A 23,380-nucleotide genomic window follows, 5' to 3' on the forward strand; every position below is an offset into this window, starting at 1 on the left:
AAGCCCCGCATGACAAGAAATGCAATTTCTTGCTGTGGCATCAACCCGGAAAACCTTGCCTCAGCTTGCGGGAGAAATGCCTTTGAGGCTGTTATTCATTCCGGCGCGCCGGTTGATTTATAAGCCTCAAGCGCCACGGCCCTGGCCTTTTTGTGATCCACCAGTGGCGCCGGATAGGTTTTGCCAAGCGTAACACCCGCCTTTTCCAATAGGGCTGCGGGGGCTTCGAATGGGCGATGGATCAGGTTGTTGGGTAATTTTGCCAGCTCAGGCACGAATTGGCGGATATAATCGCCGTCAGGGTCGAATTTCTCGCTCTGGGTGACCGGGTTGAAAATCCGGAAAAACGGTGATGCATCGGCGCCGGAGCCTGCCACCCATTGCCAGCTGGCGGCATTGGAAGCTGGATCGGCATCGACCAAGGTGTAACGAAACCACGCTTCGCCTTCGCGCCAATCGATCATCAGGTCCTTGATCAGAAAGGAAGCAACAATCATCCGCACGCGATTGTGCATGACACCATGTCGCCAGAGCTGGCGCATGCCTGCATCGACGATTGGATAGCCAGTCTGCCCCCGCTGCCAGGCGGATAGAAATGCCGGGTTCTTTTCCCAGGGGAAGTCATTGAAGCGGTCGTTCCAGTTCTGGCTGGCCAGCTCGGCAAAGTGAAACAGCAGGTGGTAGGAAAATTCCCGCCAGACCAGCTCTTTTCGAAAATGCACATAGTCTTCGCTGGAAACATCATCGCCGAGGCCGATGGTTGCGTGCCAGACTCGGGCCGGAGAAATTTCCCCCAGGGCCAGATGCGGCGACAGGCCGGATGTATGGGGTTGGGCGGGGAAATCCCGCTGGGTGCGGTAACCCTTGATGCCGTGATCGATAAACTGGCTCAGTTTCTCATGCGCACCGGATTCCCCTGGCGTCCAGATCTGCGAAAACTCTTTTGCCCAATCCGGCCTGGTCGGCAGCAGTTGCCAGTCTTCCAACCGGTCGCTATCCGGCCAATCGGCAGGGTTATGCAAGGTCTTGGGTTTCTCGATGGGCGGTGGTGGATCGCCCTGCTTTTCAAGAGCGCGCCAGAAGGGTGTGTAGACACGGAAAGGTCCCCCACTCCCGGTTTTCACCTTCGACGGTTCATGCAGCAGGAAGCCCGCATGGCTACTGGCCTCAAGCCCTTCGCTGCGCAGAGCGGCTTTTAAATCCGCATCCAATGCCATGCCGCTGGGGTCGTAACGACGATTCCAGTGGACGGCTTTCGCGCCAGTCTCTTTCATCAAGTGGCGCAGGACCTGGGCCGGTGGGCCGTGGCGAAGAATCAACCCACTGCCGTAAGGTTCAAGCGACTGGCCGAGGCTGACGAGGGAGTGATGCAGCCACCAGGCCTGCGCCGGACCGAGCGGACCGGTACCCATCTCCTCAGGTTCAAGGATATAGAGGGGGATGACCGGGCTTCCAGTCTGCAAGATCGCGTGCAGCGCCCTGTTGTCATCAAGACGCAGATCCTTGCGGAACCAAAGGATGGTTGGACTAGGGCTGGCATTTGGCATGGTGGCTCGCTGATTCAGGAGTAACCTATACCATTACGCTAGGCGAAAGGTGTTGGATCAATCTCTGCCATCTTAGAGCACCGTTCAGCAACCCGGTTTCTTTTTCGGGGCCGTTGCTTTAGGCGCCGCCCACCCTGCCGGCCTGCCGGTTTTGCTCCTGGCGGATCATCTGCATGATCTGGGTCGCGCTTTCTCGCACGTAAAGCATATGCAGTTTTTCCGCCACAGGCGCCGTGGTCAGCAAGCTGGTATATTTTTCTCGTTCATACCAACGAAAATCAACGACATTGTTCATATTGACGAAGAAGGGAAACCCGTCGCCGTCATGCAGTTCAAGCCACATAGTACCATTCCGCTTTGTCTGTTGAGCTGCTTTGTTTGCAACTCAGGTCCCCTGACATATCCTCGTATCTGCGGATATGCAGTAACAGACATTTATGAATAACGGGTTGCCTTGGTAAGTGCCGCCAATCTCGCAGCCCGCTACGGGAGTCCTCCCGATGCGAGGGCCTACTGAATAAAAGGCTTCAATGTCATTCCGGACGCCAGAAAGCTCATCGGATTGATCGGGTTGCCGTTCTTGCGAATTTCATAATGCAGATGCGGCCCGGTGGAACGCCCGGTCGATCCGGAAAGGCCGATCAACTGGCCAACTTCGATCTTTTCGCCCGGTCGAACCAGGATTTTCGACATATGGCCGTAACGGGTGGACAGTCCCTGACCGTGGTCGATTTCCACCATATTTCCATAGCCGCCCGTCGGTCCGGCCGTGATCACGGTTCCAGCACCGGCACTTTTGACAGGAGAACCATTCGTTGCGCGGAAATCTATGCCGGTATGCATGGCCAGCCGTCCAAGCAGCGGGTCAGGGCGGTTGCCGAACGGGCTGGTGATTTCGCGGGTAGCGGCAGGGTTGGAAAAAGGCATGTCCTTTGCCGTCTCGCGTGCGGCATCCAGGCGATTGAGGGCGCTGTCCAAGCTGTCGAGACTGGTATCAATTCCGAGTTTCGGGTCGGCATCAACCAGGGGGCCCCCCATTCCATCCTTGCCAGCTTCAGGCTTGTCGATCCGAATGCCATTGTCGGTCAAGACCTGCTCGATGGTGCTGGCCTTGTCGCTCGCCTCGGCGGTCAGTGCATGGATGCTTGATTTCTGCTGCTGCTCAATGGATTTCAGCGACAGGGTCACGTTGCGGAAAACCCGGTCGGCCCGATCGGCGCCGCTTTCACGGGCGGGCATAAAGCCCAGTGCCGGACCATCGCTTTCCTGTGTGTCTGTGGGGTCGGTATGGAGCATCCGGTTGAGGGCGGCCAGTGCATTGCCTTTGCCCACAGGTGCGACAGACGCGGATTTATCCGGCATCACAGGCGCTAAAGGCTCATTGGGTGTCAGGCCGGATTCCTCGGCACGGTCCAGAAGCGATCCAAGCTTGCCGGAACGGGCGGAAAGCGCCATCTGCTTTTCGAGCAGGGTTTGAAGCTTTTCCTCCACCACCTGCTGGTCCAGCAATTGCCGGGACGTGACCCGGTCGACCTGGGCGCGCAAGGCGGAAATCCGGTCTTCGTAATCGTGCTGCAAATGCGCCTGACGGGCCATGGAGGCGCCGATCAGATTATCGCGCATGATGAGATAGGAGGTCGCGCCAAGATAGCCGACCACACCGGCCACCACCAGACAGAGACCTGCACCTGCCATCCAGGGGCGCAGGGTCATATGGCGAATGGTTTCCCCGGACGCGAGGATGAGCACATGCTGTTGGCGCTGACGCTTGCTGAAGCCTTTGCGGCTGCGTGTCTTCATCATGCCGACCTCGCGCATCGTTACAGTCGCTGCGCGTGGCCAGACTGTAACGTCTGATCCAGATTGCAGACCCGATTCTGTCGAGGTGATTACATCCTGTTAAGGTTAACAAAATGTTGCTTATGGCCGAGATGGTTCAAGCGTGGCTGATGGAGGAAAGCACCCGATAAAAGGAGGGTGTCAGCCCGACTTCGGCCCGGGCAATGTCGTTGAACGGTGCTTTCAGCGTTCCACGGAAGTTGGCGCGCACCAATTGCTGGAAGGTTTTGGCCGGGTCGCGTTTTTCGCGGGCGCAAAGAAAGCGAAACCATTTGGCGCCGACGGCGACATGGCCTTTTTCGTCGTCATAGATGATCTTCAATACATCGGCACTTTCGATATCGCCGGTCTCGCGCATTTTTTCCTGAAGGGACGGGGTTACGTCCAGACCACGCGCCTCAAGAATCAGCGGCACGACAGCAAGCCGGGCTGTGAGGTCGGTGCGGGTGCTATGGGCGGCCTGCCAAAGGCCGTCATGGGCTGGCATGTCGCCATAATCAGCCCCGAGTGCCCGGAGCCGGTCGCGCACCAGACCGAAATGTTTAGCTTCTTCAAAGGCCACCTGCATCCAGCCGTCGAAAAATGAATGTGGCACCGGTTCGCTAGCAAAGCGGGCAACAATATCCAGCGCCAGATCCACGGCATTCAACTCGATATGGGCCAGCGAATGCAGCATGGCGATCCGGCCCTTCAGCGTGTGCAGGGACCGCTTTTCTGTCGCCTTTGGCGGCACCAGAACCGGATGGGTCGGGCGCCCCGGACGGTCCGGCAGGGGCGGATCGAGTGGAGAGCGCAGCGATAGCGTCCGGCCATGCCAACGGCGGGCGGTTTCGTGCGCAAGGCCGGTCTTTTCATCAAGGTCGGTTGCGGCGATTGCCATCGTCGCACCCGCTCTCAGGGATTTTATCAAGCTATGAGACATGCTTGGCATTTACGGCATAATTGCCGAAATCTCTATCGATTTCGGACGAAATATTGCGGCTACGCGGCTTTGTCTTTTACGGCTTGCAGCACCGCCTCAGCATGACCAGGGACTTTCACCTTGCGCCAGACGCCTGCGATCCGGCCACCGGCATCGATCAGGAAGGTACTGCGCTCAACCCCCATATAGGTCTTGCCATACATGCTTTTTTCCTTCCACACGCCGTAGGCTTCCAGAGTGGTCTTCTCCTCGTCCGAGCCGAGCATGACGGCAAGTCCGTGTTTGGCGACGAATTTATCATGGCTTTTCACCGTGTCGGGAGAAATGCCGATGATGACAGCACCGAAATTCTCGAATTCCGACGACAGTGAGGTGAATGAAGTGGCTTCTACGGTGCAGCCGCTGGTATCGTCCTTGGGATAGAAATAGACGACCGCCTGCTTACCCTTGAAGGAGGAGAGGCTCACCGTGCCGCCGCCATCGCGCGGTAGTGTAAAATCCGGAGCCATGTCCCCAATCGACAATTCCGCCATGCTGATACCTTTCTTTTGCCCGGTTTGTGGAAATATAAGGCCGGGACGGATATATAGCGCAGATGACGCGCGTCCAGTGTAATGAATTTGCCATCAGAATTCTGTTTGCTGCGCGCAGTCAAGGCACATGTCGAATTCGGTCATTCATTGGAATCATAAGGTTGCCGGTGCGCTAACAGCCCGTCGAACTTCAGGAAATATCGGAGATACAGGCCAAGGCATGGGAGAAATCCGGGGCGAGAAAATCCGTTTTCGCAAAGGCGACATTGTTGCTCTCGAGACCTTGCCGTCCTCGCAGGTCGAGGATCCCTTGATCGTGCATTGCCCGCGCCGGCGTGGAGCTCTGACCAGATTGATGCGGTTTGGGGCCTATATCGTCCTGTCACTGATGGCCATGCTAGGGGCGGCAGCCATTGCGATTGAAACCGGTACGCTGGACCAGGCCCTGTCGACCGGTGCGCGTGCGGCTTTTCAATCCGCGATTGGTGACGACCTGAAAGCCGATATCGACCAGACGTCGATTCGTCTTTCCAAGAATTTGCATCTGGCGGTCGCCGCGCAGAATGTCACCCTGACCGATCCGAAGACCCAGCAGGTGGTCTCCAAGGCCGGCGACGTCAAACTGGTCATCGATCCTATTTCGCTGCTGATGGGACGGGTTTCCGTGACCGAGATTGACGTGTCCGGCATCGATTTCGACAGTTCACGGCTGTTGCAGGGAGGCGATCTGGATCTTGCCACGCTACGGATCGACAAGTTTCCGCCATTCATGGAGACGATGTTCGGCAATCTCGATGATGTACATGGCTTCATTGTCAGGGGAGGTTTGGATCGGCTGCGCCTGGGCGGCATTACCTTGCCCGCCAAGAACGGAATCGGCCAGCCAGTTGATGTGCAGGTCAACGATCTGACATTGACCCGCAGGAAGGACGATTCGCTGGCCATTGAGGGCGAGGCGTCTATTGACGGCAAAGTCAGCATGATTTCAGCTGAGGCGGTGACTGACGGAACCAGGACCACGTCGCTGACAGCTACTGTAACGGATCTGATCGCTACGCCCTTCCTGATCAAGCGCACGCCGACCGGGGTCTGGCGCGACGGGGCCGATACCAGCATCAATATCGATTTCTACGCTTTAAGGCAGGCGCCAAGCCAGAGACCGGTTCTGTCGGCGCGGTTGCGGACAGAAAACGGCATACTGTATGTCGATGGTGACAAACAGGAGCTGACGCGGGCCGACATCAATCTGGCCTATGATTTCGATAAGCTGACGGCGGAAATCCGGCCCTCGGAAGTGGATTTCGGCCCGACCCATGTGCCGTTTTCCGGTGGGTTCATCGATCTGGATCGTTTGCAGTCCGTGCCAGGTGATGCCCAGGGTATCGGCATCGATCTGCTGGTCGATCAGGGCACGGCCTCGGTGGAATCATCGGGAGAGCAACCGTTTCCGTTTTCTTTGAAGGCCTTTGGGCAGTTCATTCCCAGCCAGCGTCATTTGACATTCAGCGAGCTGGCGGTCTCGACACCGCATGGCAGCATGCAAGCCACGCTCAATGTTCAGTTTGGCAACGCCTCGCCGGAAATCCGTTTCAACGGCAAACTGTTCGAGATGCGCACCGCCATGGTCAAGCAGCTCTGGCCCTATTGGATGGCCATGAAGCCAAGAGCCTGGGTCCAGGCCAATCTGTTCGGCGGCACGATCAGCAATGCCTCTATCGATGTGCTCATTCCTGCCGGGCGGATGAAGCCTATACCCCAACCGCTGGATCTCGGGCCTGACGAGCTGAAAATCGCTTTCGATATCAGCGGCGCGCGAATGAACGTCACCGGCGATCTGCCTCCTATTCGTGATCTTGCCGGACATTTTGACCTGACAGGACCGGATTTGCAGGTGCGTATTGATGGCGGCACCTCCTATTTCCCCTCGGGGCGGAAGGTCAAACTGGACAAAGGCACATTTTCCATCGCCAATACCTACAAGAAGCCTCTGATGGCCAATATCGCCGTTTCCGTCAGCGGCCCGGCTGATGCCATGGCGGAACTTGCAACCTTCAAGCCCATGCAAGCCCTGCAACGCACGGAATTCGTGCCGGAGGATTTCGCAGGCGAGATCAAGGCCGATGTCCAGCTCTATGGCGGTATTATCGCCGATCAGAAACCTCCGCCGGAAGTGTGGAAAGCATCGCTGGATTTGAAGGGGGTCGATCTCAAGCGGCCCTATATGGACAAAAAGATCACCGGCTTCGATGGCACGCTGGTGGTCGATCCGCAAAATGCTGTCTTGCAGGGGGACGCCCAGATCGATGGCGTGCCGGTGGAGATCGACTTCTCTCAGCCGGTCGACCGCGGTTCCAATAGAGCGCCCAACTGGACGGTGAAAGGACAACTGAACGACAGCCAGCGCGCCAAGCTCGTACCGGGCCTTGGCGACATTGTCGGAGGCACGATCGATCTGGAAGTATCGCGCCTCGATGACAATCGCCAGCTGGTGAAAAGCGACCTGTCGCGCGCGACTTTGAACATCCCGGTTATCGGCTGGACCAAGGGCTCCGGTATTCCCGCCAAGGTGTCGATGGAATTGCAGGACAAGTCCGGCCTGTTCATGCTCGACAAGTTCAATCTCGACGGCGACGGGTTCGGGGCGACTGGCAAGCTTGTGGTATCCAAAACCAATGGACTGGTTGGAGCGGATCTCGACCATGTCAAGCTGGCATCCGCCGATGATTTCGGTGTTTCTCTTCAGATCAACAAGGGTATCATCAACGCAAAGGTCAGCGGCAGCAGTGTTGATGGCCGTGCTTTCCTGAAAAAGCTGAAGGCCGGGAGCGGGTCCAATGGCGCGACTGGCGACAGTAAGTCATCAAGCAATTCGACCGATGTCGATATAAATGTCGATATCGACAAACTGATTGGTTTCAATGACGAATCCCTTTCCGGCGTCAGGCTGGTCTATGGTTCTCGATCGGGGGCAATAACAGCGCTAAAGCTGAGTGCGGTGACCGATACCGGCCAGGCGGTTGTCGTCCAGTCGGCCAAGGCTGCAAATGGCAATGATATTTCACTGATTTCCAGCGATGCGGGCACGTTGGTGCGGTTTGTCGATCTCTACAGCCATATGCGCGGTGGCATGCTGGATGTGAAAATCCGTGGTGATCTGAATAAGAACTGGATGGGCAATGTTGATCTGCGCAATTTCCGGGTCGAGAATGAGGATCGGCTACAGAAAATCGTCACGACGCCGGCAACCGACGATGGCCGTAGCCTGAATAGCGCGGTCAAACGTGACTTGGATGTCAGTTCGGAAAAATTCCAGCGGGCCTTCGCGCGGCTGATCTATCAGGACGGCGTGCTCAGGACTGATAACGGTATTGTCCGTGGAGAACAGGTCGGCGCTTCGTTCCAGGGCACCATCAAGGATACACGAGGCCAGATGGAAATGACCGGAACATTCATGCCCGCCTATGGTCTTAATCGCTTGTTTGCGGAAGTGCCGATCATTGGCAGCATCCTCGGCAATGGACGGGACCGGGGGCTTTTGGGCATTACCTTCAAGTTGAAAGGCCCGGTTGATGCCCCGCATCTGGTGGTCAATCCGCTATCGATCATTGCGCCGGGCATGTTCCGCCAGATTTTCGAATTCCAATAGAGTCTGTTTATCCGCTCCACAGACCGGGCAAAAAACCATAATTGGTACGATGCGGTAAGGAGAGCCTATTCCTGAACCGGTTGTGCGCCTGGAAGCGCTGGATGAACGAGGTCAATCTGGCTGGTATTGGACGGCAGGAACGTTGGGCCGACGCGGCGCACGGATTGCCGTCCGGGATCATAGGGTCGGCTCACCGCCTCAGGTTCAGGGGCCGGCTTATTCGTGGCTTCCATGCCAGTCGTCGCCTTTTGGTCGGTCGATGTTTTGTCCTGCGCACCAGATGGAGCCTCCAACTGTCTCGTGCCGGGGGCTGATCCATTTGATGTGATGGAAATGACTGAGGACCCACCAGAATCAGTTCCTAAACCAGGCTTTGGACCATTGGTCTGCAAGCCGTCAGAGCTGGCCCTGTTGCAACTGCATTGCCCCGGCTGCCCGGGGGCGCGGTTGAGATAGGCAAAGGCATTAGGCATATCGCGATAAGGCTGGCCGGTCACGGTTGAAACCATGTCCTTGGCCTCGTCGGTGAGGCGTGAATAATAGAGTTCCGCTTCGGTCCCTGGACAAAGCCGGTTGCATGTTTCGGCATCGCGCCCGAAATCACGGGCGGGCGTGCTGGGCGAGATCGGGAAAAAGCCACCATCGCAGGTGCGAACGCAAAGCGTTCTGTATCCGCCCTGTCCCGAAGGCAGCATAAGCCCGTCGCTGGATGACGAGAGCGGTGCCTCGTTGCGTAGGGGATAATCGGGATAGACAGGGGCCTCATAGGGCCTCACCGTCTCCTGGCCATCATCCGTGTCCTGGAGCGCCGGGGCCGGTTCGGCGACATCGCAGCCATTCGATTGTAAAGCAGCCGTCAGTTCCTCGTGACGGGGGTTGACGCCGCCCTTCATGCCTGCCGCGTTGCGTTCGATCAAAAGCTGACGCTTATTTTCCTGCATGACGGCAAGGCTCTCCTGCATTTGCGCGCAGAGATCCTGTCCATGGCCATCGAGAATGGCGATACTGGAGGAGCATCCGGCCTGTTGCATGGTGCGTTGCAATTTACGGATCTCGAAATCCTGTCGGGTCACAGCTCCCGAATAGGCCCGCACATCCTGCGAATTGCCAATCACCACAGGCGTCTGGGCAAGCTCGGCTCGAATAGCCTCGCAGCTTGGGGCGGCCCGTACCGAATCGGGCGGCCCGAGGGCGATGAAACAACAGGACGCGACAGCGATGAGAGCGATAGCGCGCATGCAGATCCATAAGCCATGCTATTGGGCCATGCTAACGGGCCGGTTGACGGGACACTAATCAAGCCAAGTGACATTAAGTCAAGTGAAAGGGAACATAGGGCAGGGCGTCGGAAACGCCAACCCGTAATCCTGTTTTAGCAATCCCGTCTGCCAGAGCATAGAGGCCGACCATACGAAGATCATTGTCGGCGGCTCTTCGTATATGAGATGCCACGTCAGGCGGCGCGCGCCTGTTCCAGCGACATGGGTGTGTCGAGCAGGCGTCCGGTGATGGCAGCAATATTTTTCATGGCATCGAGCATGCCGGTATCAATCTCCCAGGCAATTGCCACAGCATGAACCGAGCCGATTTTATGCGGCGCGCCAATTCGTTCGCCGGGGCAGCCCATGCGGCGAAACATCCGCTCTAAAAACACATCTGTCACGGTGACGATATGGGTAAGCCCCGATGCAAGGCCCAGTTCACCAACACCACACATCAGCTCGGCTGCGGCAATGCTGACCTGGTTGGAAGATCGGTCCAGGGAAATTTCCGGGTCGATGCAGAACCGGCTCGATTCCCACATGGCAATGTCACGAATGGCCGGTTTTCCGTCCAATAGAACGGGAAAGGTATCGTCCAGCATATTCGGGCCAAGCGTCGGCAGAAGCCGGAGCGAGCCGCGCAACCGGCCTGTCCGGTCGTCATAAGATAAAACGTAAATCGGATTGGCTTCGTCATAATGATCCATCTCGAAATCGCCTTGTACAACGACATCCCATTTCAAAAGATCATGGAATACTTTTTTTCGTAGGCGAAACATGTCTGCCAATGCCGCCTGTTGGGTCTGCTTATGTCGGCTGTTCAGAATTTTGAGCATGCGTGTCTCCTTATTTGGAAGGTGACACAATATGAGTGTAAAAAAATCCCAATAAAACTGACGGTAGCGACAGTTTAACTGTCGAGAGTTGATCGTTAAACTGCTCCGATTCACCATATCATACCAAGGCATCGAAGATGAGGAACACTCCCCCTCTTGAAGGCATTGAAAATATCTAAAACACATACGCCGCATGAAATTTTTGCAAAAGCAATACGGACCGCCATCTATCAATGATAGTTCGGATAACCCAGCTGCGGAGATGTCTGGCGAAAATAAGCTATGGAGGGCGGCGGCCGTTTATAGTGGTGCTTCCGGTGGGATCAGACCACGTTGCAGGGCCTTTGCCACCGCTTGAGTGTTGGAGACGGCGTCGAGTTTGGTGCGGGCATTGGCCATGAAATACCGCACGGTCCGTTCCGAAATTCCAAGGATAACTGCAGTTTCCCAATAGCTTTTGCCCGCAGCCGTCCACCGCAGGGTTTCCTGTTCCCGTCGGGTCAGGCTGGGTACTCCTCCGATCCGAGCACCATCGCAGCGTTTCACCATACCTGCGTGGAATTTTCCCGCCAGAAGATGAACGTCGCGGTCATGGCAGCGGCGAAAGCGTCGCCACTCCTCCTCACATGCATTGCTTGCAATAGCGAGAATTGCGCCGCGTCCATCGACCGAAAGCAGCGGATAGCTGACGGCTTGCCTCGGCAAGGGCAGATCGCGCAGCTTGCTGCGCAACAGCAGGCCCTCTTCGCTCAATTGCGCGAGGTCATGCATATCCACCGGCTCCATGGCCCGGCTGAGCTGTGACAAGACGTTACGCAAAACAGGCGCATCAAGCATGAGGATAGGGTCTTTTGCCTGCTGATCGAATGTATGCCCGTATCGATAGACCAGGGCGCCAGCCGAGGTGATGGAAGCGTCCATGTAAAGACAGCCGGACAGGTTGTAGCTGGTTTGCAGGCGGTTCAGGAAATCGGTCCATTTCGCGCTGGTGGTGGTCTCCAGCCAATCGAGCAAATTGAAATAAATGTTATCGTCAAACATGAAAGCCCCGCAATTTTCAAGGGTTTATTTTCTACCTTTGAGGGCAAATGTCCATGTGTTGAATAAGGTTTCAGGTCTGCGATTTTATGTCTTGCGAACACGACGGTGCCCGGGTCGAACACCGAAAACTCCGTTTCCCGAGGAAACAGAGCATAAGAGAACCACAGCAATTGAGAGGATCATAACCAGATGGTGACCGAGACCGTCATCGTCGCCGGGCCTGGCATTTGCCAGGAAAAGCGGACCCCGTTTTTCCTGAACGGAAACGCAAGCAGGCAAACAAAAATCACTCAGGTTCGGATGAACCTGAGTGATTACAGAATGCGAAAGATCGAAAGTGGTGTGTCAGTCTTGCTGGTTGGCTTCCACCACAGCGAGGGCGGCCATATTGACGACGCCACGTGAGGTGACGGATGTCGACAGGACATGCGCCGGCTGGGCCGCTCCCAGAAGGATCGGGCCGACATGCAGCGCATCGGTCAAGGTACGCACGATACCCAGCGAGATGTTGGCGGAATCCAGATTGGGGAAGACCAGCAGGTTTGCATCGCCCGACAGCGTGCTGTTGGGCATGGCGCGCCGGCGCAAGGTTTCCGACAGGGCCGAACCGCCCTGCATTTCACCATCGACTTCCAGCTCTGGTGCTTCCTTGCGCAGGATCTCAAGCGCTGCGCGCATCTTTCGGGCACTCTCGCAATTGCGCGAGCCGAAATTGGAGTGAGACAGAAGTGCTGCTTTCGGCGTGATGCCGAATTGACGAATCGTCTGGGCGGCCAGAATGGTCATTTCCGCCACTTCTTCCGCCGTTGGATTTTCAGTCACGAATGTATCGGTCATGAAAACCGCACCGCGCTGGGAAATCAGCAGGCTGAGGCCGGAAAAGTCCCTTACATTCGGTTTCTTGCCGAGAATCTGGCCGACATCATGAACATGTCTGTCAAATCGGCCTTCGACGCCGCAGATCAGCGCATCGGCTTCACCGCGCTTCAGCGATAGCGCGCCGATCACGGTCGTATTGGTGCGCACGATGGTTCTTGCGGCTTCGGGATTGATACCAGACCGTCCAACCAGCGCCACGTAATCGTCGACATAGTCACGGTAACGCGGATCGTCTTCCGGATTGACGATGGCGAAATCGGTGCCGGGCCGGATGCGCAGGCCGAAGCGTTTCAGGCGTGTCTCGATAATCTGCGGACGACCGATCAGGATCGGTTCGCCGATCCCGTCTTCCAGCAGCACCTGGGCGGCGCGCAGCACGCGTTCATCCTCGCCCTCGGCAAAGATCACCCGCTTCTTCGTCGCAGCTTTCGCATTGGCAAAGATCGGCTTCATGATGAAACCGGAGCGGAACACGAAACGGCTGAGCGTATCGAGATAGCTATCGTAATCGGCAATCGGCCTGCGGGCGACACCACTCTCTTCGGCGGCTTTTGCCACGGCAGGCGCGATGCGCAAAATCAGGCGGGGATCGAAAGGCGAGGGGATCAGGTATTCAGGTCCGAACGTCGGCGAATCGCCGCTATAGGCCTTAGCGGCGACCTCTGAGACTTCTTCGCGCGCCAGTGCGGCGATGGCCTTGACGGCGGCCATCTTCATCTCTTCGTTGATCGTGGTCGCGCCGCAATCCAGCGCCCCCCGGAAGATATAAGGGAAGCAGAGAACGTTGTTGACCTGATTGGGATAGTCCGACCGACCTGTGCAGATCATCGCGTCGGGACGGGCGGTGCGCGCCAGTTCCGGCATGATTTCCGGCTTGGGATTGGCCAGAGCCATGATCAGCGGGCTTGGCGCCATCTGTTCCAGCAATTCCGGCTTCAGCACACCCGCCGCCGACAGACCGAGGAACACATCGGCACCGCAGATGCTTTCGGCAAGCACCCGCTTGTCGCTTTCCTGGGCATAGACCTCTTTCCAGGGGTCCATCAACTCGTTACGGCCCTTGTAGACCAGGCCCTCAATGTCATGAACCCAGATGTTTTCGCGTTTCGCGCCAAGTGCAACCAGAAGGTTGAGGCAGGCCAGAGCCGCAGCGCCTGCGCCTGACGCGACGATCTTGACGTCGCCGATGGTTTTACCGGCCAGTTCCAGGCCGTTCAGGATGGCGGCGGCGACGATGATCGCGGTGCCGTGCTGGTCATCGTGAAACACCGGAATATTCATCCGGTCACGCAATTGCTGCTCGATTTCGAAGCATTCCGGCGCTTTGATATCTTCAAGGTTGATACCGCCGAAGGTCGGCTCCAGCGACGCGACGGTCGAGACCATGGCGTCGACGGTCATGGCGTCGACCTCGATGTCGAACACATCGATGCCGGCGAATTTCTTGAACAGGACGGCTTTGCCTTCCATGACCGGCTTGGAGGCCAGCGGGCCGATATTGCCAAGGCCGAGGACGGCGGTGCCGTTGGAAATCACCGCGACCAGATTGGCACGGGCCGTATAATCGTCGGCGGCCTGTGGATTGTCACGAATGGCAAGGCAGGGAGCGGCAACACCGGGGGAGTAGGCAAGTGCCAGATCGCGCTGATTGCCCAGCGGCTTGGTTGCCTGGATCTCCAGTTTGCCGGGACGGGGATGCAGATGGTAGAACAGTGCCTGTTCGTCCAGATCACCAGAGGCGGGCGCATTTGTCTTGGTTTTGTCGTCGGTCATGCTTCTTGCCGGTTCATCGTTCATCTCTTCCCCCCTCATACAACAAATCGTTCCACGGACCAGAACATATTTCTGTGCGCCATGGCAATTGCATCCCAGCGGTGTACCAGCCGTGTCATCATCCTGAAACACGAGTCTGATTTTGAGAGCATGCCAAAGCTGATCGTAAAGGACCATTCCCGTGAGCGACGAAACCGAAACGCGGCATGTGAGAACCCTCTTCATTTCGGATGTGCATCTCGGCTCGAAGGCCGCAAAAACCGATTTTTTGCTGGATTTCCTGCGTGTTTACGATGCCGACACGATCATTCTGGTTGGTGATATCGTCGATGGCTGGCGGTTGAAGCGCAGCTGGTACTGGCCGCAGGGCTGTAATGACGTGGTACAGAAATTGTTGCGCAAGGCGCGCAAGGGGACAAGAATTGTCTATATCCCCGGAAATCACGACGAATTCCTCCGGGGTTTTCCCGGAACCCATTTCGGCGGAATCGAAGTGCTGGACCAGATGATTCACGAGACGGCCGATCACAAGCGCTATCTGGTTTTGCATGGCGACCAGTTCGATGTTGTTGTGCGCAATGCGCGCCTGCTCGCCTATATGGGCGACTGGGCTTATGACATTGCCATTGCTATCAATGTGGTTCTGGCGGCCGTACGACGGCGGATGGGCATGCCCTATTGGTCCTTTTCCGCCTGGGCCAAGCTACAGGTAAAACATGCTGTCAATTTCATTGGGGAGTTCCAGAAAGTCGTTGCTGACGAAGCGCGCCGCAATGACGTGCATGGCGTGATCTGCGGCCATATCCACCACGCTGTGATGGAGGATGTCGGCGGTATCCATTACATCAATACCGGCGATTGGGTGGAGAGCTGCACCGCAGTGGCCGAACATCATGACGGGCATTTCGAGCTGATCGAATGGGGTACGCGCTATAATGCTGCTGATCAGCCGCGCCTGCTGGGGCCGCCGGAGCCGATTCGCATCTTTCCGGTGGAAAACCCTGCTGGAACAGAGACGAAAGCAGCACGCTGCAACGCCTAAAATGGTTATAGATGACAAAAGCCTGTGGACCGAAGTGTTGCCCATGGGTTGATCGACACTTTTCCCGTAAAGATCAGTGGAATTGTCGCGCAGGAAGGATATATAGTCGCCAGTATCAAGCCGATGGAGGCTTGCCCACTCTCTGAGTGATGGCTTTGAAAGTGTATAAGTTTTGAGTTCCGGTCAAATGGACAATGCTGCGGTCGACGCCGAACAGTTGGAAGGGGGAGGCGGCCAGCGTCTCCGCCTGAGCGGACCATGGCGCAATACCACTGTCGATAGCGTGATACCAAAGCTGCTGGAAATGCGTGATGCGTTCGAAAAGGGAGACCTTGCCGGAAGCAGTGTCGAGATCGATATTTCCGACATTTCCAGCCTTGATACGTCAGGCGCCTGGATTATCCGCCGGATGGAACTTGGCATATCCAAGAATGGCGATGTGCGCATCGTCGGCGGCAGTGATGTCATGCGCGAATTGATTTCGGCCTTGCCGGAACAGCCGCCTCTGCCCGAAAAAGTTCCAGACCTTCGACCGCTCACCCAGCGCGTGTTCGAACCGCTTGGCAAGATGACTGTCAGCCTGTTCGAAGATGTGCTGGCCATGAGCTATGTGCTGGGATCGGCAGTGCGTGGCACCCAGTCCAAGGAGAGGCGCGGCGGCCGGGCTTCGATTGCTTCCATCGTTAATCAGTTGGACCATATGGGCCTGCGGGCGGTGCCGATAATCCTGCTGATGTCCTTCCTGATCGGAGCGATTATCGCCCAGCAGGGCGCATTTCAGTTGCGCTATTTTGGTGCCGAGGTTTTCGTGGTCGATCTGGTCGGCATTCTGCAATTGCGCGAGATCGGCGTTCTGCTGACTGCGATCATGATTGCCGGTCGCTCCGGCAGCGCCATCACCGCTGAAATCGGCTCGATGAAGATGCGCGAAGAGGTTGATGCCTTGAAGGTTATCGGCCTCAATCCGATCGGCGTTCTGGTTCTGCCGCGTATCGTCGCTTTGGTCATTGCTCTGCCGCTTCTGACTGTTATCGCCAATTTCGCAGCGCTTTACGGCGCGGCGGTTGTCTCCCTGGCTTATTCCGGCATCACTTTTCAGGTCTTTGTGACTCGCCTGCACGATGCGGTGGATTATGCAACGTTTGCCGCTGGCCTGATCAAGGCGCCCTTTATGGCTGTCGTAATCGGTATCGTCGCGGCTGTGGAGGGTATGAAGGTTGGCGGTAGCGCCGAGTCGCTTGGCCAGCACGTCACGGCTTCGGTGGTCAAATCGATCTTCGTCGTCATCCTCATGGATGGGCTGTTTGCCGTGTTCTACGCTGCGATCAATTTTTAAGGGGCCGCCGTGGAACAGCAAGACCTTAACACTCAAGACAAAGACAATCACCCGACGCAAGAGGTGCCGCCGCTCAAGGAAGGGCGGGAAGCGGTGTTGTCCGTGCGTGGTCTGACTGTTGGCTTCGGTGACAAGCTGGTGCTGGACAATCTCGATCTCGATGTCTATCGCGGAGAAATTCTCGGTTTTGTCGGGGCTTCGGGTGCAGGCAAATCAGTGCTCATGCGCACGGTTCTCCGGCTTTTGCCGCGTCAGGCCGGTCAGATCCACATTCTCGGCGCGGACTATGATGCGGTCAGCGCTGCCGAGCGTTCCAATCTCGATACACGCCTCGGTGTGCTGTTCCAGCACGGCGCCTTGTTTTCGGCGCTGACGGTCAAGGAAAATATTCAACTTCCGATGCGGGAATATCTGAAACTGCCGCAAGTGCTGATGGATGAACTGGCCTATCTGAAAATCCAGATGGTCGGCCTGTCTGCGGATGCCGGGGACAAATACCCTTCTGAACTGTCCGGCGGCATGATCAAGCGGGCGGCTTTAGCGCGGGCGCTGGCGCTTGACCCGGATCTGGTTTTTCTTGACGAGCCAACATCCGGCCTCGATCCGATCGGCGCTGCCGAGTTCGACGATTTGATTGCCCGCCTGCGCGATACGCTGGGGCTGACCGTCTATATGGTGACCCATGACCTCGACAGCCTGTTTTCCGTCTGCGATCGCATCGCTGTGCTCGGACAGAAACGAGTCTTGGTTGAAGGACCGTTAACGGATATGCTCGCCTGCGACGACGACTGGGTCAAATCCTATTTCCGGGGCAAACGGGCGCGCTCCATCCCCAAACATCAGGAAATGCGCGGCACCCGCGCGATTGCCGGCACGATTGATTGAGATCCTATGGAAACCAAAGCAAATTACACCATCGTCGGCTTGTTCACGCTTCTTGTGATCCTTGCGGCATTTGGTTTTGTCTACTGGATGGCTGAATATGGCCGTGGTGGTCCAATGTCACCGCTGACCATCCGCATTCCTGGCTCCGCCAACGGTCTAAGTGTCGGCTCGCCGGTGCGTTTCAACGGCATCCAGATCGGCTCGGTTGTTTCCTTGAGCATCGACCGTGACGATCCGGCCTTTTCCATCGCGGAGACGCAGGTGCAGCAGGATGCACCCATTCGCTCCAATACCAAGGCGGCGCTTGAGGTTCAGGGCCTGACCGGTGCGGCCTATGTCGAAATGTCGGGTGGCGTTGGTGGCGACGATTTGCTGAAGAAAGCCCAGGAAACCGGCAAGACGGCAGTCCTGGTGGCCGATCAGTCAAGCCTGACCAATCTTCTGGCGACGGCTGACAAGATCATGAAGCGCGCCGATGACGCTATCGCCAATGTTCAGGGTTTCGTCGCCGATGCGCGCGGGCCGTTGACCAATACGATGCGCAACGCTGAAACCTTTTCCAAGGCTTTGGCCGACAATGCCGATGGCATCGACACCTTCCTGAAGAGCGTCAGCGCGCTTTCCGATACGATCACTGGTCTCTCCGGGCGGCTTGATTCAACGCTTGCCGCAGCTGAAGATCTGCTAAAGGCTGTGGACCGCAACAAGGTCAACCAGATCCTGACCAATGCCGAAACGTTCACCGGCAAGATTGCCGATGCCTCCGACAAGGTTGGCGTTGCCGTCGATAATTTTTCGGCGACCGCCAAGACCTTCAACGATTTCGGCGTGAAGGCTGAAGGAACGCTTGGGCAGGTCAACGCGCTGATCGCCGCGATCGATACGCAGAAGGTCTCGCGCGTCGTGGACGACGTTTCCGTGGCGGTAACCGATGCTCGCAGTGCGGCAGCCAACGTCCAATCGGTGACCGAGACCTTCAAGGATCGTAAACCGGATATCGACCAGGCCATCAGCGACTTTACTCAGCTTTCCAACCGGCTGAACAATGCTTCGACTAGGGTCGATGGCATTTTGGCCAAGGTCGATGCGTTGCTGGGCTCTGACGATACCAATTCGCTCTCGGCTGAGGCCAAGCGCACCCTTCAGTCCATTCGCGCCGTGGCTGATAATCTTAACCAGAAGATCGGTCCGATTGCTGACAATCTGTCGAAGTTCTCGTCTTCGGGCCTGAAGGATATTCAGACGCTGGTCAACGATACCCGCAGCACCGTGAAGAACCTGGATGACACGATCAGCAATTTCGACCGCGATCCGCAACGGCTGATCTTCGGTGGCGACAACGTCAAGCAATATGATGGGCGGACAAGACGGTGACAGGTTTTTCCGTGAAAAAGGGACAGATGATGGGGTATTCTTTAGCGGTTCTGCGTCCAATGGCGGTGTTGCGCGCCGCTTGTGCCCTGTCCATTCTTGGCGTGATGCTGGCGGGCTGCGGCACGACGCCCAACGACACATACGATCTGGCCAGTATCCGTGCTGCCACCACAACCCAATCGGCCCAAAAGCGGCAGGTTCTGGTTGCCGATCCGACCGCGTTGAAAGTGCTCGACAGCGACATGATCGTGGTGCGCGTGTCCGGCACGGAAATGCAATATCTGGCCAAGTCGCAATGGAGCGACAAGCTGCCGCGCATGGTGCAGTCGAAACTGGTCGAGGCTTTCGAAAATACCGGTAAGCTCGGCGGTGTCGGCAAGCCGGGGCAGGGCCTGGCAATCGATTATCAATTGCTATCCGATATCAGGACGTTCGAAGTCGAGGCTGGCGGTATTCGCCGGGCCAATGTCGAGATTTCCGTTAAGCTGCTCAATGACCGCAATGGCAGTGTGATTTCTCAGAAGGTATTTTCCGCCAGCGTTCCAGCCCGTGGCGGCGACAATCAGGCACTCGTCAATGCTCTGTCACAGGCTTTCGCACAGGTTAGCGGCGATATCGTCAACTGGACGTTGACGACGATCTGATCCCTGGAGGCAACGCCGTCACATGACGGCGTTGCTGCCGACCGGGATCTGGTCGAGAATCCGCCTGAGCGTGATCAGGCCACCTTCAGCGATGCTTCGATCCCGCCCTTCGCTGAAGCCGGCGCGGATATGATGGAATACCCGGGATGAACGGGCCGGCTTGAACTCGTCTTCATCATCGATCAACACGCCCTGATCCAGCGCGGCCTGCTTGAATGTGCCAGACAGCCATGGCTCCGGCAGCTTCAGCCAGAAATATGGCAGGCGTGGATGCGAGCGGAATTCGTAGCCCTCGAACAAGTGCCGGACGATCTGTTCCCGGGCTGAAAGCTCGTCAAGCACCCGCCCGCGAATGTCATCCGCAGCACCCGACAAAACCAGGCGCGCAGATAATTCCGCCAGCAGGAAGGGCAGGCCGCCACAGACCATTTTCTGGGTGACGCGAACGCGCTGGCTCATATGGTCGGGGCAGGCGACCCAGCCGCCGCGCACTCCGGCGGCAACGGATTTCGACAGGCTGTTGAGCAGAAATGTCCGGTCTGGCGCCAGTTGGGCCAGCAAGGGAATGCCATCGCCGACCAGCGCCCCATAAATGTAATCCTCGATCAGCCAGACATTATAACGGCGGGCGATGTCGACGATCTCCAGCCGCCGTGACAGGGGCAGGCAGGATAGCGTCGGGTTCTGGCCGGACGACATGATGAAGGCTGCCTTTGGGTGCTCGCGTGCGCAGACCCGTTCAAAGTCCTCTGGGATAATGCCGTCATGGTCGGAATCCACCAGCGCAATCTGGCGCCCCATCAGAGAGGCGCTGCGGGCAATCTGCGAATAAGTGAGGTGTTCGCATACGATCCGGTCACCGGTGCCGCTGATGGCGGCGATCACCGCATTGACCCCGGCATGTACACCCATCTGCGGCACGATATTGGCAGCCTCCGGGCTCCAGTCGCCATTCGACAGCCAGCGGCGGCCCGCTTCCAACCAGTCCGGTAGCAGGATTCGAGTGTAGCTGGCGATCTCGTCCGGTTGGTCACGGGCGATGTCGGTCATCAATCGGCCGATAATCTCCGCCTGACCGACATCGATGGCTGCGGTGGTGTCAAAGCGCAGCTTGCCCGGTGGCGGCGACAGCGTTCGCGTGCCGCCATAGGTGAGGGTGACGGGGTCGCGATGACTATCGGTTTCGCCCTCGGCCAGACTTGACTGGACGTAAGTGCCGCGCCCGACTTCACCTGTCACCAGCCCTCGTTCCCGCAACAGCGCATAGGCACGGGTAATTGTCCCAATTGTCACCTTCAGATCGAAGGCAAGATCCCGCTGCGGCGGCAGTTTTGCGCCGGACGACAACCTGCCGGTCTTGATATCCGCCTCTGCCCGATCCGCAATCCTGATATAAAGCGGACCCTCTGCTGTCGAAAGGTCGGGGAGCCAATGTGTTACCATGACAATTATCCTTATTGTCACCTTCAATGGTACGATTGTATCTATAAATACACAGATAACAAGCGACACAATCGAAGATTACGAGATTTTAGGATCATGGCGATGGTGACAATAGATACAATTGTCTTGCGGGATACAGATGCTGCTGGCAGTGCCCAGTCAAGCTATCATCACGGCAGTGTTTTACGCGATCCTGTATGGTGGCTTTTGAAACATATCGGGACGGTGAGGGCACGGCTGAAGCGGTGGCAGGTGACGCGCCGGACCCGAAAGGACCTTACGGATCTGGATGCGTGTCTGTTACGCGATATCGGCATATCGCGTGAGGAAGCCCGCTTGGAAATGCGCAAGTCTATTTACCTGCACTGGACGGCTGAGCTTTTGCCGCCCCATCATCATGCGCCTATCAAATTCCCGGTGCTATAGTCCAAGGGATCGTTGAGCGCAGTCGTCAGAATTTATATCCGACCATCACGCCCGCCCGCGTCATGCCATCATTCGGATCGCAGAGATCGGCATTGGAAGCGTGCTCGATCTGCCCCATCACGCTCCAGGTCTTGTTGATTCGGTAGCCGAGCGCTGCATATTCACGAAACAGCACGCGGCAGCCAAGATCCGGGCCGTTGCGGTGTTGCTCGTCAATGGCGCCATCATGGATCACGCCGCCAAAGCCTGCTTCGATAAAGGCTTTGGAGGAGAAGATGTCGGTCGTCCAACTGAAGCCCGCATAGATTTGATTGTTGAGACTGTCGCCACCGATTTCTCCGCCGACATGAACCCTTGGCCGTGCAAGGCTGTCGAGGAAACCGGAGGCGGAATCGCGGGAGAATGGGTCGAACAACATCGTGACTTCACCGGCGCCACCATGTTCATGGCCCTGGATTGAGGTGACGGCCCCGAAACGCAATTCGTCGAAAATAGTGTCGCCAGCAAATGCGGATTGGTTGGTAACGGTAAACAGGAAAAGGCCAGCCAAGGCCGATGCTCTTATCGAAGACAGCGCAATCATTGTTATTCAAATTCCTCGCTCGAATCCCGATGATTCGCCGAGGTTTAATTTGCCAATTTTTCCAAGCAAACGCAGTGTCAAAATCGCCACGCTGGGCATTTATCGCCGCGTGGCCGAGGCGCTGTCGCGCGTTTCAACGTAACATTAGCGGCAGGCTGACGATCCGTTTGCCCAACGCTTGACGTCGGCAGAAATACGGCCGGACAGGGGCTCGTTCATGACGGGTCCGAAGGCCTGAAGCCTGGCGGGCGTGCCTTGCGCCATGACCACCAGCAGCGGACGGATGTCGCCACTGCCCTTGCGCACCAGAAGAATGCGCGGCTGGCCTGAATAGGAGGTCAGTTCGGCATCCATGCGGTAAGCTTTGAAGGCAGGATCGCCGGACTTGAACCAGCAGGATGAGGCGCTGACCATCACCCGCTCCATCACGTCGAGGGCGCTTTGCGGCTTGACGGCAGCAGGCGGTGTCGGCTTGCAAGCACCCAGCATGGCGAGACCCGTAAGGGCGATCATAAGAAGTGGCTTGCGCATCAGTTAATCCGAGTCCGATTTGTAATTCAGGTCAACAACCGGTCTCAGGCTGCGGCGACGACGTCGAGAGCGGACGCAAACAGGCCTCGTCCATCATTACCGCCATGGGCGGCTTCGATCAGGTTTTCCGGATGCGGCATCATGCCCAGCACATTGCCTTTTGCATTGATCACGCCGGCAATATTGTTGAGGGAGCCGTTCGGATTGGTGCCCTCGGCATAGCGAAACACCACCTGGCCATTGTCTTCGATGGATTTCAGCGTCTCGGGATCAGCAAAATAATTGCCGTCGTGATGGGCAACCGGGCAACGGATGATCTGGCCTGCGGCATAGGCGCGCGAGAAATCCGTATCGTCATTGACGACTTCCAGCTTCACTTCGCGGCAGACGAATTTCAACGACGCATTGCGCATCAGCGCGCCTGGCAACATGCCGGCTTCCAAAAGAATCTGAAAACCGTTGCAAACGCCGAGAACCTTGACGCCCTGATCGGCCTTGGCCTTGATGGCCTGCATGACGGGCATGCGCGCGGCAATGGCGCCGCAACGCAGATAGTCGCCATAGGAAAAGCCGCCGGGAATGACAATCAGGTCGACATCCGGGATCTCCGTTTCCGTCTGCCAGATGGTAACGGGTGGGGTGCCGGAAATCTTGGTCAAAGCCGCGATCATGTCGCGGTCACGGTTCAGGCCGGGCAATTGAACAACGGCGGATTTCATGGCGTCGGTTCCCAGTTGACTGTCTGTTCCAGACGCTGCCGGGTTGATGTTTCAATCAGGCGGTCTCTGGATTTTTTGTGATGTCATTTGCCTTGCAAAGATTGGCTTCCGTTCTTCAC

Annotated in this window: 20 protein-coding genes; 7 read left to right on the forward strand and 13 right to left on the reverse strand. The window is 57.1% G+C overall.

Annotation, left to right across the window (positions count from 1 at the left end):
• Positions 1-95: 95 nt before the first annotated feature.
• The 5 genes from ASB66_RS12125 to bcp form a co-directional block, all read right to left on the reverse strand.
• The gene (locus ASB66_RS12125; RefSeq protein WP_060715693.1) at positions 96-1,547 is read right to left on the reverse strand and encodes a cryptochrome/photolyase family protein; all 1,452 of its coding nucleotides are present in this window, start codon (positions 1,545-1,547) and stop codon (positions 96-98) included.
• Positions 1,548-1,665: 118 nt separating this feature from the next.
• On the reverse strand, positions 1,666-1,890 hold the full coding sequence (locus ASB66_RS12130) for a hypothetical protein (RefSeq protein WP_060715692.1): 225 nt from the start codon (positions 1,888-1,890) through the stop codon (positions 1,666-1,668).
• A gap of 167 nt (positions 1,891-2,057) precedes the next feature.
• Complete coding sequence (locus tag ASB66_RS12135; protein ID WP_411910105.1) at positions 2,058-3,347, reverse strand: M23 family metallopeptidase; 1,290 nt, start codon at positions 3,345-3,347, stop codon at positions 2,058-2,060.
• 136 nt (positions 3,348-3,483) lie between these two features.
• Positions 3,484-4,266: a ferritin-like domain-containing protein gene (locus ASB66_RS12140; protein ID WP_411910104.1), complete on the reverse strand. Its 783-nt coding sequence runs from the start codon at positions 4,264-4,266 to the stop codon at positions 3,484-3,486.
• A 101-nt stretch (positions 4,267-4,367) separates the two neighbouring features.
• Positions 4,368-4,841 carry a thioredoxin-dependent thiol peroxidase gene (gene bcp / locus ASB66_RS12145; protein WP_060715691.1) on the reverse strand — a complete coding sequence of 158 codons (474 nt, stop codon included), beginning with the start codon at positions 4,839-4,841 and terminating at the stop codon, positions 4,368-4,370.
• Positions 4,842-5,061: 220 nt separating this feature from the next.
• On the opposite strand from bcp, the gene ASB66_RS12150 reads away from it, so the two are divergent.
• Positions 5,062-8,487 (forward strand): YhdP family protein, encoded by a 3,426-nt coding sequence (locus ASB66_RS12150; RefSeq protein ID WP_060715690.1) that lies wholly within the window; start codon positions 5,062-5,064, stop codon positions 8,485-8,487.
• Between the two features lie 65 nt (positions 8,488-8,552).
• Here the strand turns inward: ASB66_RS12150 and ASB66_RS12155 are convergent, their stop codons facing one another.
• From ASB66_RS12155 to ASB66_RS12170, 4 genes are all read right to left on the reverse strand, one after another.
• Entirely contained in the window at positions 8,553-9,725 is a 1,173-nt protein-coding gene (locus ASB66_RS12155; protein WP_060715689.1) for a DUF2865 domain-containing protein, read from the reverse strand.
• Positions 9,726-9,940: 215 nt separating this feature from the next.
• Entirely contained in the window at positions 9,941-10,585 is a 645-nt protein-coding gene (locus ASB66_RS12160; RefSeq protein WP_060715688.1) for an acyl-homoserine-lactone synthase, read from the reverse strand.
• Between the two features lie 300 nt (positions 10,586-10,885).
• Complete coding sequence (locus ASB66_RS12165; RefSeq protein ID WP_060715687.1) at positions 10,886-11,626, reverse strand: helix-turn-helix transcriptional regulator; 741 nt, start codon at positions 11,624-11,626, stop codon at positions 10,886-10,888.
• 345 nt (positions 11,627-11,971) lie between these two features.
• Positions 11,972-14,278, reverse strand: coding sequence for an NADP-dependent malic enzyme (locus ASB66_RS12170; RefSeq protein WP_060716003.1), 2,307 nt, complete (start codon positions 14,276-14,278; stop codon positions 11,972-11,974).
• A 181-nt stretch (positions 14,279-14,459) separates the two neighbouring features.
• Between ASB66_RS12170 and ASB66_RS12175 the strand changes: the two genes are divergently transcribed.
• From ASB66_RS12175 to ASB66_RS12195, 5 genes are all read left to right on the forward strand, one after another.
• On the forward strand, positions 14,460-15,320 hold the full coding sequence (locus ASB66_RS12175; RefSeq protein WP_060715686.1) for a UDP-2,3-diacylglucosamine diphosphatase: 861 nt from the start codon (positions 14,460-14,462) through the stop codon (positions 15,318-15,320).
• 187 nt (positions 15,321-15,507) lie between these two features.
• Positions 15,508-16,656, forward strand: coding sequence for an ABC transporter permease (locus ASB66_RS12180; RefSeq protein WP_060715685.1), 1,149 nt, complete (start codon positions 15,508-15,510; stop codon positions 16,654-16,656).
• 63 nt (positions 16,657-16,719) lie between these two features.
• A complete protein-coding gene (locus ASB66_RS12185; RefSeq protein ID WP_060715684.1) occupies positions 16,720-17,541 on the forward strand; it encodes an ABC transporter ATP-binding protein in 822 nt (273 codons plus the stop codon).
• A 6-nt stretch (positions 17,542-17,547) separates the two neighbouring features.
• On the forward strand, positions 17,548-18,915 hold the full coding sequence (locus ASB66_RS12190; RefSeq protein ID WP_015915781.1) for an MlaD family protein: 1,368 nt from the start codon (positions 17,548-17,550) through the stop codon (positions 18,913-18,915).
• 29 nt (positions 18,916-18,944) lie between these two features.
• Entirely contained in the window at positions 18,945-19,559 is a 615-nt protein-coding gene (locus ASB66_RS12195) for an ABC-type transport auxiliary lipoprotein family protein (RefSeq protein WP_411910106.1), read from the forward strand.
• A gap of 18 nt (positions 19,560-19,577) precedes the next feature.
• Here the strand turns inward: ASB66_RS12195 and ASB66_RS12200 are convergent, their stop codons facing one another.
• Positions 19,578-21,002, reverse strand: coding sequence for an aminotransferase-like domain-containing protein (locus ASB66_RS12200; protein ID WP_060715682.1), 1,425 nt, complete (start codon positions 21,000-21,002; stop codon positions 19,578-19,580).
• Positions 21,003-21,098: 96 nt separating this feature from the next.
• On the opposite strand from ASB66_RS12200, the gene ASB66_RS12205 reads away from it, so the two are divergent.
• Positions 21,099-21,428 carry a DUF1127 domain-containing protein gene (locus ASB66_RS12205; RefSeq protein ID WP_060715681.1) on the forward strand — a complete coding sequence of 110 codons (330 nt, stop codon included), beginning with the start codon at positions 21,099-21,101 and terminating at the stop codon, positions 21,426-21,428.
• 25 nt (positions 21,429-21,453) lie between these two features.
• Here the strand turns inward: ASB66_RS12205 and ASB66_RS12210 are convergent, their stop codons facing one another.
• The 3 genes from ASB66_RS12210 to purQ form a co-directional block, all read right to left on the reverse strand.
• On the reverse strand, positions 21,454-22,011 hold the full coding sequence (locus tag ASB66_RS12210; RefSeq protein WP_060715680.1) for an acyloxyacyl hydrolase: 558 nt from the start codon (positions 22,009-22,011) through the stop codon (positions 21,454-21,456).
• Positions 22,012-22,155: 144 nt separating this feature from the next.
• Positions 22,156-22,542, reverse strand: coding sequence for a hypothetical protein (locus ASB66_RS12215; protein WP_060715679.1), 387 nt, complete (start codon positions 22,540-22,542; stop codon positions 22,156-22,158).
• A gap of 44 nt (positions 22,543-22,586) precedes the next feature.
• Positions 22,587-23,261, reverse strand: a complete 675-nt coding sequence (purQ, locus tag ASB66_RS12220; RefSeq protein WP_060715678.1) for a phosphoribosylformylglycinamidine synthase subunit PurQ — start codon at positions 23,259-23,261, stop codon at positions 22,587-22,589.
• Positions 23,262-23,380 lie beyond the last annotated feature (119 nt).

The sequence above is a fragment of the Gillisella vitis genome, from assembly GCF_001541345.2.
Lineage (GTDB): Bacteria > Pseudomonadota > Alphaproteobacteria > Rhizobiales > Rhizobiaceae > Allorhizobium > Allorhizobium vitis.